This is a genomic window from Streptomyces sp. NBC_00210, assembly GCF_045160975.1.
Classification (GTDB): Bacteria; Actinomycetota; Actinomycetes; order Streptomycetales; family Streptomycetaceae; genus Streptomyces.
The window spans coordinates 7,045,378-7,062,400 of sequence record NZ_CP108120.1; the positions used below are offsets into that span (position 1 = coordinate 7,045,378).

13 protein-coding genes are annotated in these 17,023 nt (G+C 67.7%); 10 read left to right on the plus strand and 3 right to left on the minus strand.

The window, feature by feature from the left end:
- The first annotated feature begins 104 nt into the window (after positions 1-104).
- The 3 genes from metH (at position 105) to OG729_RS31915 (ending at position 6,515) form a co-directional block, all read left to right on the plus strand.
- The gene (gene metH / locus OG729_RS31905) at positions 105-3,617 is read left to right on the plus strand and encodes a methionine synthase (RefSeq protein ID WP_405809371.1); all 3,513 of its coding nucleotides are present in this window, start codon (positions 105-107) and stop codon (positions 3,615-3,617) included.
- 96 nt (positions 3,618-3,713) lie between these two features.
- Positions 3,714-4,415 carry an HAD family phosphatase gene (locus tag OG729_RS31910; RefSeq protein WP_360884144.1) on the plus strand — a complete coding sequence of 234 codons (702 nt, stop codon included), beginning with the start codon at positions 3,714-3,716 and terminating at the stop codon, positions 4,413-4,415.
- Positions 4,416-4,919: 504 nt separating this feature from the next.
- Positions 4,920-6,515: an ABC transporter substrate-binding protein gene (locus OG729_RS31915; RefSeq protein WP_405809372.1), complete on the plus strand. Its 1,596-nt coding sequence runs from the start codon at positions 4,920-4,922 to the stop codon at positions 6,513-6,515.
- Positions 6,516-6,621: 106 nt separating this feature from the next.
- On the opposite strand, the gene OG729_RS31920 is transcribed toward OG729_RS31915, so the two are convergent.
- Positions 6,622-7,293: a response regulator gene (locus tag OG729_RS31920; RefSeq protein ID WP_405809373.1), complete on the minus strand. Its 672-nt coding sequence runs from the start codon at positions 7,291-7,293 to the stop codon at positions 6,622-6,624.
- A gap of 13 nt (positions 7,294-7,306) precedes the next feature.
- Positions 7,307-8,167 (minus strand): PD-(D/E)XK nuclease family protein, encoded by an 861-nt coding sequence (locus tag OG729_RS31925; protein WP_360884152.1) that lies wholly within the window; start codon positions 8,165-8,167, stop codon positions 7,307-7,309.
- A gap of 107 nt (positions 8,168-8,274) precedes the next feature.
- Here OG729_RS31925 and OG729_RS31930 point away from each other — a divergent pair, with 107 nt between their 5' ends.
- From OG729_RS31930 to OG729_RS31940, 3 genes are all read left to right on the plus strand, one after another.
- Positions 8,275-9,525 (plus strand): site-2 protease family protein, encoded by a 1,251-nt coding sequence (locus OG729_RS31930; protein ID WP_360884155.1) that lies wholly within the window; start codon positions 8,275-8,277, stop codon positions 9,523-9,525.
- Positions 9,526-9,845: 320 nt separating this feature from the next.
- Positions 9,846-10,733, plus strand: coding sequence for a tRNA (adenine-N1)-methyltransferase (locus OG729_RS31935; protein WP_360884158.1), 888 nt, complete (start codon positions 9,846-9,848; stop codon positions 10,731-10,733).
- Between the two features lie 204 nt (positions 10,734-10,937).
- Positions 10,938-11,507: a hypothetical protein gene (locus OG729_RS31940; protein ID WP_360884161.1), complete on the plus strand. Its 570-nt coding sequence runs from the start codon at positions 10,938-10,940 to the stop codon at positions 11,505-11,507.
- Between the two features lie 4 nt (positions 11,508-11,511).
- Here OG729_RS31940 and OG729_RS31945 read toward each other — a convergent pair whose 3' ends face one another.
- On the minus strand, positions 11,512-11,823 hold the full coding sequence (locus OG729_RS31945) for a ferredoxin (RefSeq protein WP_405809375.1): 312 nt from the start codon (positions 11,821-11,823) through the stop codon (positions 11,512-11,514).
- 253 nt (positions 11,824-12,076) lie between these two features.
- On the opposite strand from OG729_RS31945, the gene arc reads away from it, so the two are divergent.
- The 4 genes from arc to prcB all read left to right on the plus strand — a co-directional run bounded on the left by arc (position 12,077) and on the right by prcB (position 16,997).
- The gene (gene arc, locus OG729_RS31950; protein WP_360884167.1) at positions 12,077-13,843 is read left to right on the plus strand and encodes a proteasome ATPase; all 1,767 of its coding nucleotides are present in this window, start codon (positions 12,077-12,079) and stop codon (positions 13,841-13,843) included.
- 261 nt (positions 13,844-14,104) lie between these two features.
- Positions 14,105-15,616 carry a depupylase/deamidase Dop gene (gene dop, locus OG729_RS31955; RefSeq protein WP_360884170.1) on the plus strand — a complete coding sequence of 504 codons (1,512 nt, stop codon included), beginning with the start codon at positions 14,105-14,107 and terminating at the stop codon, positions 15,614-15,616.
- A gap of 147 nt (positions 15,617-15,763) precedes the next feature.
- Positions 15,764-15,982 carry a ubiquitin-like protein Pup gene (locus tag OG729_RS31960; RefSeq protein ID WP_011027899.1) on the plus strand — a complete coding sequence of 73 codons (219 nt, stop codon included), beginning with the start codon at positions 15,764-15,766 and terminating at the stop codon, positions 15,980-15,982.
- Positions 15,983-16,151: 169 nt separating this feature from the next.
- Entirely contained in the window at positions 16,152-16,997 is an 846-nt protein-coding gene (gene prcB / locus OG729_RS31965; protein WP_360884174.1) for a proteasome subunit beta, read from the plus strand.
- Positions 16,998-17,023: the final 26 nt, after the last annotated feature.

Consider the following 17,023-nt stretch of genomic DNA (forward strand, 5'->3'; position numbering starts at 1 on the left):
TGGGACGACCACGCCCCCGGACGACCGCCCGGCTAGGCTGGCTCCGTGCGCCTTCCACCGGAAGACGCAAAGCCGACAGCCGTCGCATCCCAGGGAGCACATTCATGGCCTCGTTGCCGACCCCCTCCGCTGACAGCCGGACCCGAATCGAAGCCCTCCGCGAGGCGCTCGCCACGCGAGTCGTCGTGGCCGACGGCGCGATGGGCACCATGCTTCAGGCGCAGGACCCGACGCTCGAGGACTTCGAGAACCTCGAAGGCTGCAACGAAATCCTGAATGTGACCCGCCCCGACATCGTCCGATCCGTCCATTCGGCCTATTTCGAGGTCGGTGTCGACTGCGTCGAGACGAACACGTTCGGCGCAAACTTCGCCGCACTGGGTGAGTACGACATTGCCGAGCGTGTCTTCGAGCTCTCCGAGTCCGGGGCGCGGATCGCGCGCGAGGTCGCCGACGAGTTCACCGCGTCGACCGGACAGCAGCGCTGGGTACTGGGCTCCATGGGCCCCGGTACCAAGCTGCCGACCCTGGGCCACGCCCCGTACGTCACGCTGCGCGACGCCTATCAGCAGAACGCGGAGGGCATGATCGCGGGCGGCGCCGACGCACTCCTGGTGGAGACCACTCAGGACCTTCTGCAGACCAAGGCCTCGATCCTGGGCGCCCGCCGGGCGCTCGAAGCCACGGGCACCAACCTCCCCCTCATCTGCTCGGTGACGGTCGAGACGACCGGGACGATGCTGCTGGGCTCGGAGATCGGCGCGGCGCTGACCGCGCTGGAGCCGCTGGGCATCGACATGATCGGGCTGAACTGCGCGACCGGCCCGGCCGAGATGAGCGAGCACCTGCGCTACCTCGCCCGGCACTCCCGTATCCCGCTGTCCTGCATGCCGAACGCGGGCCTGCCGGTGCTCGGGAAGAACGGTGCGCACTACCCCCTGTCCGAGGTCGAACTCGCCGACGCGCAGGAGACGTTCGTACGCGAATACGGTCTGTCGCTGGTCGGCGGCTGCTGCGGTACGACGCCGGAGCATCTGCGCCAGGTCGTGGAGCGCGTACGCGATCTGACGCCGACCGAGCGCGAACCGCGCCCCGAGCCGGGCGCCGCATCGCTCTACCAGACCGTGTCGTTCCGCCAGGACACCGCCTACATGGCCATCGGTGAGCGGACGAACGCCAATGGATCGAAGAAGTTCCGTGAGGCCATGCTGGACGGCCGCTGGGACGACTGTGTGGAGATGGCCCGGGACCAGATCCGCGAGGGCGCGCACATGCTCGACCTGTGCGTCGACTACGTGGGGCGTGACGGCGTCGCCGACATGAAGGAACTCGCCGGGCGTTTCGCCACCGCGTCGACTCTGCCGATCGTGCTGGACTCCACCGAAGTCGACGTCATCCGCGCCGGGTTGGAGAAGCTCGGCGGCCGCGCGGTCATCAACTCCGTGAACTACGAGGACGGAGACGGTCCCGAGTCGCGGTTCGCCAAGGTCACCAAGCTCGCCGTCGAGCACGGAGCGGCGCTCATCGCGCTGACGATCGACGAGGAGGGCCAGGCCCGTACGGTCGAGAACAAGGTCGCCATCGCCGAGCGGATCATCGACGATCTGACCGGCAACTGGGGCGTGTTGGAGTCCGACATCCTCATCGACACGTTGACGTTCACGATCTGCACGGGTCAGGAGGAGTCCCGCAAGGACGGCATCGCCACCATCGAGGCGATCCGTGAGCTGAAGCGGCGCCGCCCCGATGTGCAGACCACGCTGGGACTGTCGAACATCTCCTTCGGCCTGAACCCGGCCGCCCGTGTCGTGCTGAACTCCGTGTTCCTGGACGAGTGTGTGAAGGCCGGTCTGGACTCGGCGATCGTGCACGCGTCCAAGATCCTCCCCATCGCCCGGCTGGAGGAGGAGCAGGTCAAGGTCGCGCTGGATCTGATCTACGACCGGCGCAGTGAGGGCTACGACCCCCTGCAGAGGCTGATGGAGCTCTTCGAGGGCGTCAACATGAAGTCGATGAAGGCGGGCAAGGCCGAGGAACTCCTCGCGCTGCCACTCGACGAGCGCCTCAAGCGCCGCATCATCGACGGCGAGAAGAACGGCCTGGAGGCCGACCTGGAGGAGGCACTCCAGACTCGCCCCGCCCTCGAGATCGTCAACGAGACGCTGCTGGACGGCATGAAGGTGGTCGGTGAGCTGTTCGGTTCGGGGCAGATGCAGCTTCCGTTCGTGCTGCAGTCGGCCGAGGTCATGAAGAACGCGGTGGCCTATCTGGAGCCGCACATGGAGAAGTCCGACGCGGAGGGCAAGGGCACGATCGTGCTGGCCACGGTGCGTGGTGACGTTCATGACATCGGCAAGAACCTGGTCGACATCATCCTGTCCAACAATGGCTACAACGTGGTGAATCTGGGCATCAAGCAGCCGGTATCGGCGATCCTGGAGGCGGCCGAGGAGCACCGGGCCGATGTGATCGGGATGTCGGGTCTGCTGGTGAAGTCCACGGTGATCATGAAGGAGAACCTGGAGGAGCTCAACCAGCGCAAGATGGCCGCGGACTACCCGGTCATCCTGGGCGGTGCGGCGCTGACCCGGGCGTATGTCGAGCAGGACCTGCACGAGATCTACGAGGGCGAGGTCCGCTACGCCCGCGACGCCTTCGAGGGCCTGCGTCTGATGGACGCACTGATCGCCGTGAAGCGCGGCGTTCCGGGGGCTGTCCTTCCCGAGCTCAAGCAGCGCCGGGTGGCCAGGCGTGAGACCCCCGTCCTTGAGGTCGCCGAGCCCGAGGGCGCGGCCCGTTCCGATGTGGCGATCGACAATCCGATTCCCGGGCCGCCGTTCTGGGGCACCCGGGTGATCAAGGGCATCCAGCTCAAGGAGTACGCGTCCTGGCTGGACGAGGGTGCGCTGTTCAAGGGCCAGTGGGGACTGAAGCAGACACGGGCCGGTGACGGCCCGACCTACGAGGAGCTGGTGGACAGGGAGGGACGGCCGCGGCTGCGCGGCTGGCTGGACCAGCTGCACACCCAGGGCCTGCTGGAAGCCGCCGTGGTCTACGGCTACTTCCCCTGTGTGTCCAAGGGCGACGACCTGATCCTGCTCAACGAGGACGGCTCCGAGCGCACCCGCTTCTCCTTCCCCCGCCAGCGCCGTGGCCGCCGCCTCTGCCTCGCCGACTTCTTCCGCCCCGAGGAGTCCGGCGAGAGGGATGTGGTGGGTCTGCAGGTCGTCACGGTCGGTTCGAAGATCGGTGAAGCCACCGCCGAGCTCTTCGAGTCGGACTCGTACCGCGACTATCTCGAACTGCACGGGCTCTCGGTGCAGTTGGCGGAGGCGCTGGCCGAGTACTGGCACGCCCGGGTGCGCGCCGAACTCGGCTTCGCCGGCGAGGACCCGGCCGACATGGAGGACATGTTCGCGCTGAAGTACCGCGGCGCCCGGTTCTCCCTCGGTTACGGTGCGTGCCCGAACCTGGAGGATCGCGCCAAGATCGCGTCGCTCCTCGAACCCGAGCGGATCGGGGTCCAGCTGTCGGAGGAGTTCCAGCTCCACCCCGAGCAGTCCACCGACGCGATCGTCATCCACCACCCCGAAGCGAAGTACTTCAACGCACGTTAGTCGGCCGCGACGTACACTGGTCGGTCCAGTGCAGGCCGGTCGCCTCCCCACCTGGGAAGGCGGCCGGCCTTCTCGTCCCTAGTGGAGGTGTGCCGGATGACCAGTACGGTCCCCGCGTCCATGACCCGTTCAGCCGAGGGCTCCGCCCTTCAGGCTGTTTTTCTCGACATGGACGGCACCCTCGTGGACACCGAAGGCTTCTGGTGGGACGCCGAGGTGGAGGTCTTCGCCGATCTCGGCCATCGGCTCGACGAGGCCTGGCGGGACGTGGTGGTCGGCGGCCCCATGACCCGCAGTGCCGGCTATCTCATCGAGGCCACCGGCGCCGACATCACGCTCGCCGAGCTGACCGTGCTGCTCAATGAACGCTTCGAGGACCGTATCGGGCGCGATGTGCCGCTGATGCCGGGCGCCGCCAGGCTGCTCGCCGAGCTGGCCACGCACAATGTGCCCACCGCACTGGTCTCCGCCTCCCACCGCCGCATCATCGACCGCGTCCTCGCCTCGCTCGGCCCGCAGTACTTCGCGCTCTCGGTGGCGGGCGACGAGGTGCCGCGTACGAAGCCGCACCCCGACCCCTATCTGCTGGCGGCCCGGGGCCTTGGGGCCGAGCCGGCGAGATGCGCCGTCATCGAGGACACCGCGACCGGTGTCGCCGCCGCCGAGGCGGCGGGCTGCCGGGTGGTCGCCGTACCGTCCGTGGCGCCGATCGCGCCTGCTGACGGCCGGGTGATCGTACGGTCGCTCGAAGAAGTGGACCTTGGTTTTCTGCGCACCCTCATCACCGTGATGAACTGAATCGTTTACTGTCCGTGCATTCTCGAATGCGCCGGAAACTCTGGGCAGCGGAGCGTGTTTTTTCTGTTACCTGAGCCAACGCTTTTCCGGATCCGGTCAAGGACGTTCATGGAGTGATGTTCATCACTGAGGGTGCCCTTGGTTCGCTTGGTCCGGACCGCTCGATATCCCTTTTGGGAGGTATCGGGTGTTCCCTTGTGTCCTCTTTGATGGGTCACTGTACGAATAATTCCGTGGCGTAACCATCTACCCACCGACGCAAGTGATCACTCAGCGAATACGCCCCAACTCTCGCTGTGTCCGGCGTTCCTGGCGTTGCCGACTAATCTCATCGCGAGAACTTCGTTGCTCAACGATCTGTCTCGGCGGCCACCCAGCCATTGGGATCACAGTGCCGATCGCTCTGTTTTCCCCGGTCCGACCGCACCGCTCCGAACGGGCGGCCGCGACGGAGGTCCCGTAGGCATCGCTGTAACCCAGTGCCCGATGAGGAGAACGTCCAGGATGAACCGTAAGACTTTGGTGCTGCCGGCCGTGATCGGCCTGCTCGCGCCCGTGCTCGTCGCGTGCGGCGCGGCGGACGGCGGGTCCGGCGACGGAGCTGCCATTGTCGTGGGCACCACGGACCAGTTCGTCGCCAACGAAGACACGCCCGCGCCCCTCGACCCGGCCTACGCGTACGACACCGGTGCCTGGAACGTGCTGCGGCAGACCCTCCAGACGCTGATGCATGCCCCGCTCGGCGGCGGTGAGCCGGTGCCCGACGCGGCCGAGTCCTGCAGCTTCACCGACAAGGTGAGCGAGAGCTACCGCTGCAAGCTGCGCAGCGGGCTGAAGTTCGCCGACGGCACTGCCGTCACCGCCGAGGACGTCAAGTTCTCCGTCCAGCGTGTGCTGGACATCAACGCCGACAACGGCACGGCGGCGCTGCTCTCGAACGTCGACACCATCGACACCAACGGCGACGAGGTGGTCTTCCACCTCGCCACACCGGACGCGACCTTCCCGTACAAACTCTCGACGCCGGCCGCCGGCATCGTCAGCAAGAAGAACTACGACGGCAACAAGCTGCGCGAGGGCTTCGAGGTCGACGGTTCGGGCCCGTACACCATGAAGACCGAGCTCAAGGGCGACCAGATCACCCGGGTGGTCTTCAGCAAGAACCCCAACTACAAGGGTGACCTCAAGCTCCGCAACGACAAGGTCGAGCTGCGGTCCTTCGCCGACGCCGACTCCATGGGCAAGGCGCTCGAGTCCGGCGACATCGACATCATGACCCGTGCGATGTCGCCCGAGCAGATCAAGAGCATGTCCGAGAGCCCCAAGGAGGGCATCGAGCTCACCGAGATGCCGGGCCTCGAGATCCGCTACCTCGGCTTCAACACCAATGACCCGTCGGTGAAGAACAAGGCCGTACGGCAGGCCATGGCGGCGGTCGTCGACCGCGGTCACATCGCGGGCCAGGTGTACGGCTCCACCGCCGAGCCGCTCTACTCGCTCATCCCGACGAGCATCGCCGCGCACACCAACTCCTTCTACAACAAGTACGGCGAGCCGAGCCGCACGAAGGCCGCGGAGATCCTGCGCGACGCCGACATCACCACGCCGGTGAAGCTGAAGCTCCACTACACGACCGATCACTACGGTGCCGGTACGGCAAAGGAGTTCGAGGCACTCAAGGAGCAGCTGAACTCCTCCAAGCTCTTCGACGTCAGCATCGAGGGCACCGAGTGGTCCAAGTTCCGTCCCGCCCAGAAGCGCGGTGACTACGCCGTCTACGGTCTCGGCTGGTTCCCCGACTTCCCGGACCCGGACAACTACATCGCCCCGTTCCTGGACAAGGGCAACTTCCTCAACACCCCGTACGTGAGCACGGTGGCCCGCAACCTCATCCCGCAGTCGCGGCGCGTCGCGGACCGCACCGCCGCGTCCGATGCCTTCACGCAGATTCAGCAGATCGTCGCCACCGACGTGCCGATACTGCCGCTGTGGCAGGGCAAGCAGTACGTCGCCGCCCGCACCGGTGTCACCGGCGTCGAGCGGTTGCTCAACTCAAGCTCGGACCTGCAGCTGTGGGAGCTGGGACGCGGCAGCGCGTAACCCGGGGCGAACCAGAGCAATGCCGACGGCGGCGGGCATCAGCCCGCCGCCGCTCGCTTTTGGTGGTTCTGTGAGCCACCGCGCGTCTGGGAGCTACTGCTGGGAGCTACTGCGCGCCGGGGCGCACCAGGCCGCTCTCGTACGCATAGACCGCGGCCTGCACCCGGTCGCGCAGGCCCAGCTTCGTCAGCACATGGCCGACATGCGTCTTGACGGTCGTCTCGCTGACAAACAGATCCGCGGCGATCTCGGCGTTGGAAAGCCCCCGCGCGACCAGCTTGAGCACCTCCACCTCGCGCTCGGTCAGCGTGTGCAGCGTGTCCGGCACCGGCTCCTCGCCGGAGGGCAGATGGCCCGCGTACTTGTCGAGGAGCCTGCGGGTGATGCTCGGCGCCAGCATCGCCTCGCCCGCCGCGACCACCCGGATCGCCTGGACCAGCTCATCGGCGGGCGCGTCCTTCAGCAGGAAGCCGCTCGCACCGGCCCGCAGCGCCTCCACCACGTACTCATCGAGGTCGAAGGTGGTCAGCACCAGCACCTTCGCCGGGCCGTCGCGCCCCGGGCCGGTGATCTGCCGGGTCGCCTCGACGCCGTCCATCCGGGGCATCCGGATGTCCATCAGCACCACATCGGGCTGCAGCGCCCGCACCTGGTCGAGTGCCTGGAGGCCGTCCCCGGCCTCGCCGACGACCGCGATGTCCTGCTCCGCCTCCAGGATCATCCGGAAGCCGGTGCGCAACAGCGGTTGGTCGTCGACCAGTAGGACGCGGATAGCCACAGGTACTCCTTTTTTAGACCGGGCCCATTCTGCCCTGACCATCCTCTTCCGACGCGGTCGGGGAGATGCTCAGCGGATATACCGGGGGAGTGCCGCCGAATTCGGGACAGACCGCCTGGTGGTCGCACCAGCCGCACAGCTTCGTCGGCCGCGGCCGCCAGTCACCCGTCTCGGTGGCCAGCCTGATCGCGTCCCAGAGGGCCAGCAGCTTGCGCTCCATGCGCTCCAGGTCCGACGGGGCCGGGTCGTACGTCAGCACATCGCCGCTGCCCAGATAGACCAGCTGGAGCCGGCGCGGCACCACCTTCTTCAGACGCCAGATCACCAGGGCGTAGAACTTCATCTGGAACAGCGCGCCCTCGCTGTACTCCGGGCGGGGGGCCTTGCCCGTCTTGTAGTCGACGATCCGGACCTCGCCGGTGGGCGCCACATCGACCCGGTCGATGACGCCGCGCAGCCGCAGCCCCGACTCCAGCTCCGTCTCGACGAACATCTCCCGCTCGGCGGGCTCGAGCCGGGTCGGGTCCTCCAGCGAGAACCACCGCTCCACCAACTGCTCCGCCTCGCCCAGCCAGCGCGTCAGCCGCTCGCCCTCGGCGTCCTCGGCGAACAGCTCGCCCAGCTCGGGTTTCGTCTCCAGCAGCCGGTCCCACTGGCCCGGAATCAGCGCCTTGGCGCGCGGAGCCGTGCGCTCCGCCGCCGGGGCGTCGAAGAGCCGCTCCAGCACCGCATGCACCAGCGTGCCGCGGGTAGCCGCCTCGCTGGGCTTCTCGGGCAGCTTGTCGATCACCCGGAACCGGTACAGCAGGGGGCACTGCATGAAGTCGCTCGCCCGCGACGGCGAGAGCGAACTGGGCTGCTGACTCGTACTCATGACACAGACCCTACGGCCCGCCACTGACAGCGAGCGGAATACCATCGACGTCAGACCGTGCGCACTGCAGGATCGAGCGAGCGGCGCAATCGCAACGAAAGGATCCCGTGAACGAGGACGACACGAGCGGTGAGCGCGAGCGACCGCAGTCCACTGCGGGAGGAACGAACCCCGACGGCGGCAAACCGCGACGCTCCGACGGCCCCGGCGGCGGCATTCTGATGGGTCGTCCCTTCGGCGTGCCCGTCTATGTCGCCCCCAGCTGGTTCATCGTCGCGGCCCTCATCACCTGGGTCTTCGGCGGTCAGCTCGACCGGGTGCTGCCCGAGCTCGGCGGCATGCGCTATCTCGTCTCACTCTTCTTCGCGGTCGCCTTCTACGCCTCCGTACTCGTCCACGAACTGGCCCACACCGTGGCCGCGCTGCGCTTCAAACTGCCCGTGCGACGCATCCAGCTCCAGTTCTTCGGCGGCGTCTCGGAGATCGAGAAGGAATCCGAGACGCCGGGCCGCGAGTTCATCCTGGCCTTCGTCGGGCCGCTGCTCTCGCTCGTCCTGGCCGGTCTCTTCTACCTGGGGATGCAGGCCGTCGACCCCGGTACGGTCCCGGGCGTGCTGCTCGCCGGCCTGATGATCTCCAACCTGATCGTCGCCGCGTTCAACCTGCTGCCCGGTCTGCCGCTGGACGGCGGCCGGATGCTGCGCGCCGTCGTCTGGAAGATCACCGGCAAGCCGATGAGCGGCACGGTCGCCGCGGCCTGGGTGGGCCGGGCGCTGGCCGTCGCGGTCCTGATCGGCCTTCCGCTCCTCACCCACACCGGCGCCCTCGGCAACGCCACCGAGGACATCGGCGGCATGGAGACGGTCACGGACGCGCTGCTCGCCGCGATCCTCGCCGCGATCATCTGGACCGGCGCCGGCAACAGTCTGCGCATGGCCCGGCTGCGCGAACACCTCCCCGAGCTGGAGGCCCGTACGCTCACCAGGCGCGCTGTCCCCGTCGAGTCCGACACCCCGCTCTCCGAGGCGCTGCGCCGGGCGAACGAGGCCGGGGCCCGCGCGCTGGTCGTCGTCGACGGGCACGGCGACCCGAAGGCTCTCGTCCGCGAGACGGCCATCGTCGGCGTCCCCGAACACCGCCGGCCCTGGGTCGCGGTGAGCGGCCTGGCCCAGGAGCTCACCGAGGGCATGAAGGTCTCCGCGGAGCTGGCGGGCGAGGCGCTCCTGGACAAGCTGAGGGCGTCGCCGGCGACGGAGTACCTGGTGGTGGAGGAGACGGGCGAGATCTACGGCGTGCTGTCCACGGCGGACGTGGAGCGCGCGTTCGTCGCGGCGATGGCCAGGCCCACCCCTTCTTAAGGGCTCGGTTCTCCCCTCCTTGGAGGCTCGGTTCGTCTCCGGGGCGCCTAAGACGGTGTCGACGGTCGATCGTGCTCGACCACTCGTTCCTCGCGGCCTCCGCGCTCCCCCAGCTACCGCTGGGAGGTGCCCCCATCCCTTTCGACACCGCCGCGCCCCTTCGGCTCACTCGCCAGGCGGCCGAGGTGGGGCCGCCGGACCCACGGGCCGGACGGCCGAGGTTCGGGGGCCGCGCCCGGGCTCACCAGCCGCCAGGGTGAGGCTGTCCCGCAGGCGTCCCGTGGTCACCGGGGCCCGGTCGGGGCCGGTAGGCTGGTCACATGTCCGAACCGACCGGTGCCGCCCGCCGACGCGGGCCCTTCAAGGTCGGGGACCAGGTCCAGCTCACCGACCCCAAGGGACGCCACTACACGTTCACGCTCGAGGCCGGGAAGAATTTCCACACCCACAAGGGTTCCTTCCCGCACGACGAGCTGATCGGCGCTCCCGAGGGCAGTGTTGTCCGTACCACGGGAAACGTCGCCTACCTCGCGCTGCGCCCCCTGCTCCCCGACTATGTCCTGTCCATGCCCCGCGGCGCCGCCGTGGTCTACCCCAAGGACGCGGGGCAGATCCTGGCCTTCGCCGACATCTTCGCCGGCGCGCGCGTCGTCGAGGCGGGGGTGGGCTCCGGCTCGCTCAGCGCCTTCCTGCTGCGCGCCATCGGCGACCACGGCATGCTGCACTCCTACGAGCGCCGCGAGGACTTCGCCGAGATCGCCCAGCAGAACGTGGAGCGCTACTTCGGCGGCCCGCACCCCGCCTGGCAGCTCACCGTCGGCGACCTCCAGGACAATCTGACCGACGCCGACGTCGACCGCGTGATCCTGGACATGCTCGCCCCCTGGGAGTGCCTGGAGGCCGTCTCCAAGGCTCTCGTCCCCGGCGGCATCCTCTGCTGCTATGTGGCCACCACCACCCAGCTCGCGCGCACCGTCGAGTCCATCCGCGAGATCGGCTGCTTCGCCGAGCCGCAGCCGTGGGAGTCGATGGTCCGCAACTGGCACGTCGAGGGACTGGCCGTCCGCCCGGATCACCGGATGATCGGCCACACCGGATTCCTCGTCACCGCCCGTCGCCTCGCCGACGGAGTCGAGCCCCCGATGCGCCGCCGCCGCCCCGCCAAGGGCGCGTACGGCGAGGACTACGAAGGCCCCAACAAAGGCTGACGTTCCGGACAAGAGCTGACACTTACCCAACGCATCGAAGCCGCCGCCGAGTTCCCGCGACACAAAAGGGAACTCGGCGGCGGCGTCCTTTTGTTGACCGCTTCTTGAAGCACACAGTCGGACCCTGCTGTTCCGCTCCTGCTGTGACGTATGGCACGATGCGAGGCACCCCCACCGGCACCGCCTTCACAGGAGACTTCCCGCGTGCAGACCTCGGCCGTCCCGGACCTTGCGCACACCCACGCCCGACCGGTGCACTGGCTCGCCACGGCCACGGCGATGGCCGGAGTCATCGCGGCTGCCGGACTGCTGCAGCCCAAGTCCGCGACCGCATCCCAGGCGGGCCCGTCGCAGACGGAGACCGCCGCGGCCCCCGCGCCCGACCCGGCAGCCGTTGTGCTCCCGCTGCAGTGCGGCGGCGTGAAGAGCGTGGTGACGAAGCAGGCATCGGGCGATCTCGACGGCGACGGCGGCCTCGAGACGGTGGCGGTGGCCCGCTGCGACGCCGGCTCCGGCACCCCGCCGAGCGGTATTTACGTACTGACCGGGGGCAGGGGCACGGCCCCACGTGTCGTTGCGACGCTGGTGGAGCCCGCACAGAAGCTGAGCGTCAAGGAGTTCGCTGTACGCGACGGAGCGGTTACGGCGACCCTGCTCGGCTACTCGTCGCCGGATGTGCCGAGCTGCTGTCCCGATGAGCTGGAGAACGTCAAGTGGCAGTGGCGGGGCGGGAAGTTCGTCCGCACCGCCGAACCGGAAGCAGCCAGTAGCTGACGCGTCACTCTGCGTCGGGGCCGTAGACCTCGACCCTGTCCGAAACGCGACGCACATGGATGCAGTCGCCCGGGCACTCCTTCGCGGAGTCCACGACATCCCGCAGCAGCGGCAGGGGCACGGGCGTTGTGGCGCCCGGGTTCTGGAGGAGTGCGTCGTCGCCGCTCTTCACGTAGGCGAGCCCGTCGATGTCGAGCTCGAAGACCTCCGGGGCGTACTGCGCGCAGATTCCGTCCCCGGTGCAGAGGTCCTGGTCGATCCAGACCTCAAGGGCCTCCCCGGCGCCCTCTGCGGCGGCCTCGTGCTGCACGGTCATATCTCCTGCCGTTTCGTTCGTCGGGTGGCGCGATGTGAAGCAAGTCGTGCCAGCCCTGACGGGTGTTGAACGCTTTGACGATACCTCCGTCCGCTTTCCGATGTTGATGGGTGGGTATTCCACTGGCGTGAGGGAGAGCGCAAGGGTGAAGATCGGACACACCCCTACCGTCTTTGTGATCTAGGGGTTTCAATCACCACCCACCCAGGTAGGGTCAGGAAGCGTCCAGCTCCCCTTGGAGGAGGTGAGGACCGTGGCAGCCCACGACGACGACATCAACCGCGGCATCCGGCCGGGGCGGGGGTCTGAAGACCCAGCCGGCCAGGTTGCCTATCTCGAGCAGGAAATCGCCGTCCTGCGCCGCAAGCTCGCCGACTCTCCGCGCCATACGAGGATTCTCGAAGAGCGGATCGTCGAGTTGCAGACAAATCTGGCCGGCGTGTCCGCACAGAACGAGCGGCTCGCCAATACGCTCCGCGAGGCCCGCGACCAGATCGTGGCTCTCAAGGAGGAGGTCGACCGGCTCGCACAGCCGCCGGCCGGCTTCGGTGTCTTCCTGCAGGCGAACGAGGACGGCACATGCGACATCTTCACCGGGGGCCGCAAGCTCCGGGTGAACGTCAGCCCCAGCGTCGAGCTCGAAGAGCTCCGGCGCGGCCAGGAAGTCATGCTCAACGAGGCGCTCAACGTGGTCGAGGCCATGGAGTTCGAGCGCGCCGGGGACATCGTCACCCTCAAGGAGATCCTCGAGGACGGCGAGCGCGCCCTGGTGGTCGGGCACACCGACGAGGAAAGGGTGGTGCGGCTCGCGGAGACGCTGCTGGACATCACCATCCGCCCCGGCGACGCCCTGCTGCTCGAGCCCCGCTCCGGCTATGTCTACGAAGTGATCCCCAAGAGCGAGGTCGAAGAGCTCGTCCTCGAAGAGGTCCCGGACGTCGACTACGACAAGATCGGCGGTCTGGGCGGCCAGATCGAGATGATCCGCGACGCGGTCGAGCTTCCGTACCTCTACCCGGATCTCTTCAAGGAGCACGAACTGCGGCCGCCGAAGGGCATCCTGCTCTACGGCCCGCCCGGATGCGGCAAGACGCTGATCGCGAAGGCCGTCGCCAACTCCCTTGCCAAGAAGGTCGCCGAGGTGACCGGTCAGCCCGCGGGGAAGAGTTACTTCCTCAACATCAAGGGCCCCGAGCTCCTCAACAAGTACGTCGGTGAGACGGAGCGGCACATCCGCCTCGTCTTCCAGCGTGCCCGGGAGAAGGCGAGCGAGGGTACTCCCGTCATCGTCTTCTTCGACGAGATGGAATCCCTCTTCCGCACCCGTGGCTCGGGCGTCAGCTCGGACGTGGAGAACACCATCGTCCCGCAGCTGCTGGCCGAGATCGACGGTGTGGAGGGCCTGGAGAACGTCATCGTCATCGGCGCCTCCAACCGCGAGGACATGATCGACCCCGCGATCCTGCGCCCCGGCCGGCTCGATGTGAAGATCAAGATCGAGCGTCCGGACGCGGAGGCCGCAAAGGACATCTTCGCCAAGTACCTGACATCCTCGCTGCCGCTGCACTCGGACGACCTCTCCGAACACAACGGCTCCAAGGAGGCCGCGGCGCACGCGATGATCCAGTCCGTCGTCGAGCAGATGTACGCGGAGTCCGAGGAGAACCGGTTCCTCGAGGTCACGTACGCCAATGGCGACAAGGAAGTCCTGTACTTCAAGGACTTCAACTCCGGCGCGATGATCCAGAACATTGTCGACCGGGCCAAGAAAATGGCCATCAAGGCCTTCCTCGACCACAACCAGAAGGGCCTTCGGGTCTCCCATCTCCTCCAGGCATGCGTGGATGAGTTCAAGGAGAACGAGGACCTGCCGAACACCACCAACCCGGACGACTGGGCCCGGATCTCCGGAAAGAAGGGCGAGCGGATCGTCTTCATCCGCACCCTTGTCACCGGAAAGCAGGGCGCGGACACCGGACGTTCCATCGACACGGTGGCGAACACCGGTCAGTACCTGTAGGACGCAGATCGGCTGCGGATGCTGGAGGTCCCCCCGCCGAAGGCAGGGGGCCGGGCATCCGCAGCCGACTGTTTTCCCGACAGGTCCAGCCATAGCCGGAGCAATGACGAAATTGATCTCCCCACCCGCGCAGAGGCGTTCTAGGCTCTTCGGTACCGCCCAGTCGCGCAGTGCGGGGACGGGCACCGCACACGCACCGGAGCAACAGCGGTACTTGAGCGCCGTTCCCGGAGGGGAGCGCCGCCGGGCAAGGAGGGCCGCATGACCGTACGGCGAGTAATGGGCATCGAGACGGAGTACGGCATCTCCGTCCCGGGCCACCCGAACGCCAATGCCATGCTCACCTCGTCCCAGATCGTCAATGCCTACGCGGCGGCGATGCACAGGGCGCGCCGCGCCCGCTGGGACTTCGAGGAGGAGAATCCGCTGCGGGACGCCCGCGGCTTCGACCTCGCCCGGGAAGCTGCAGACTCCAGCCAGCTCACCGACGAGGACATCGGCCTGGCCAATGTGATCCTCACCAATGGTGCGCGGCTGTACGTCGACCATGCGCACCCCGAGTACAGCTCTCCCGAAGTCACCAACCCGCGCGACGCCGTCCTGTGGGACAAGGCCGGTGAAAGGATCATGGCGGAGGCCGCCGAGCGCGCGGCCCAGCTCCCCGGCGCCCAGCCGATCCACCTGTACAAGAACAACACCGACAACAAGGGCGCGTCCTACGGCACGCACGAGAACTACCTGATGAAGCGGGAGACCGCCTTCTCGGACATCGTGCGCCACCTGACGCCGTTCTTCGTCTCCCGGCAGGTGGTCACCGGCGCCGGACGGGTCGGAATCGGCCAGGACGGCCATGAACACGGCTTTCAGATCAGCCAGCGCGCCGACTACTTCGAGGTCGAGGTCGGGCTCGAGACCACGCTGAAGCGGCCCATCATCAACACCCGCGACGAGCCCCACTCCGACGCCGAGAAGTACCGCCGGCTCCATGTGATCATCGGCGACGCCAACCTCTCCGAGATCTCGACGTACCTCAAGCTGGGCACCACCGCCCTGGTCCTGTCGATGATCGAGGACGGCTTCATCGCGGTGGACCTGGCGGTCGAGCAGCCCGTGCGCACGTTGCACCAGGTCTCGCACGACCCCGGCCTCAAGCGCCTGGTCACGCTGCGTAGCGGCCGGACACTCACCGCGGTCCAGCTGCAGATGGAGTACTTCGAGCTGGCCCGCAAATACGTCGAGGAACGGTACGGCGCGGACGCCGACGAGCAGACCAAGGACGTCCTGCTCCGCTGGGAGGACACGCTCAACCGGCTCGAGAACGACCCGATGAGCCTCTCCGGGGAGCTGGACTGGGTCGCCAAGAAGGAGCTCATGGAGGGCTACCGCAGGCGGGACAGCCTGGACTGGGACGCGGCACGGCTGCACCTGGTGGACCTCCAGTACGCGGACGTGCGCCCCGAGAAGGGCCTGTACAACCGCCTGGCGGCCCGCGGCAAGATGAAACGGCTGCTGGACGAGGCCGACGTCGTACGGGCCGGGACAAAGCCTCCTGAAGACACCCGGGCCTATTTCCGCGGCCGCTGCCTGGAGCAGTACGCGGACGACGTCGCCGCCGCCTCCTGGGACTCGGTGATCTTCGATCTGCCTGGCCGGGACTCGCTGCAGCGCGTGCCAACCCTGGAACCGCTACGCGGAACGCGTAATCACGTCAAGGAGCTCCTTGACCGGTGCCGCACCGCGGAAGACCTGGTCCGGGTGCTGTCCGGCGGCTGACGGGCGGCTGAAACGGCTCAGGTCCGGGAATCATGGAGGTGGTACCCGGACGTTGAGGGAAGTGCGGGGCCGATGTCAGGCCCTGCTTGTAGGGTCTGATCTTGACGATCGAACTCACGTCAGGGCAAACCGAGCGGGGTGAGGGATATGGCGACCAAGGACACCGGCGGCGGGCAGCAGAAGGCCACGCGTTCCACTGAGGAGGTCGAGGAGCAGGCGCAGGACGCGCAGGCCTCGGAGGACCTCAAGGAGCGCCAGGAGAAGCTTTCGGACGACGTCGACTCCGTACTGGACGAGATCGACGACGTCCTCGAGGAGAACGCCGAGGACTTCGTGCGTTCCTTCGTCCAAAAGGGCGGAGAGTAAGTCCCCCAGCACTTCGTCGGGGGACCCCGTTGTCCGTCCTGGCGCCGTCGGCGAAAGCCGTCGGCACCGGGGCGGATGACCGGCGACGGCGCGGGTAATGTCCGTACACAGTTCGAAAGATCGGCCCGCGCCCGACATGGCGGGCCGCCGCCAATCCGGAAGGAAACGCGTGGAAGCCAACCCTCGTAGCACCGGGCGTCTGCCGGCAGCCTTCCTGACGCCCGGCTCGTCCTCGTTCATGGACTTCCTCGGCGAGCACTCCCCGGAGATGCTGCCCGGGAAGCGCATCCTGCCGCCCGTACAGGGCGCCATCGAGGCGCCGCACGGCACGACGATCGTCGCGACGACGTTTCCGGGCGGTGTGGTGCTCGCCGGCGACCGGCGGGCGACCATGGGCAACATGATCGCGCAGCGCGACATCGAGAAGGTCTTCCCGGCCGACGAGTACTCGGCCGTGGGCATCGCGGGCACCGCGGGCCTCGCGGTGGAAATGGTCAAACTCTTCCAGCTGGAGCTGGAGCACTTCGAGAAGGTCGAAGGCGCCCAGCTCTCCCTGGAGGGCAAGGCGAACCGGCTCTCCACAATGATCCGCAGCAACCTCGGCATGGCCATGCAGGGCCTGGCCGTGGTGCCGCTCTTCGCGGGGTACGACGTCGACCGCGAGAAGGGGCGCATCTTCTCGTACGACGTCACCGGCGGCCGTTCCGAGGAGCACGGGTACGCGGCCACCGGGTCGGGCTCGATCTTCGCCCGCGGGGCGATGAAGAAGCTCTACCGCGACGACATGACGGAGCAGCAGGCCACCACTTTGGTGATCCAGGCGCTCTACGACGCGGCCGACGACGACTCGGCCACCGGCGGCCCCGATGTGGCGCGGCGGATCTATCCGATCGTCACCGTCATCACCGACGAGGGCTTCCGCAAGCTGACCGAGGCCGAATCCTCCGAGATCGCACGCACGATCCTGGAGCGCCGCCTCGAACAGCCCGACGGCCCGCGCGCCGCGCTGCTCTGACGGCACCCTCTTCTGAACCGATATGC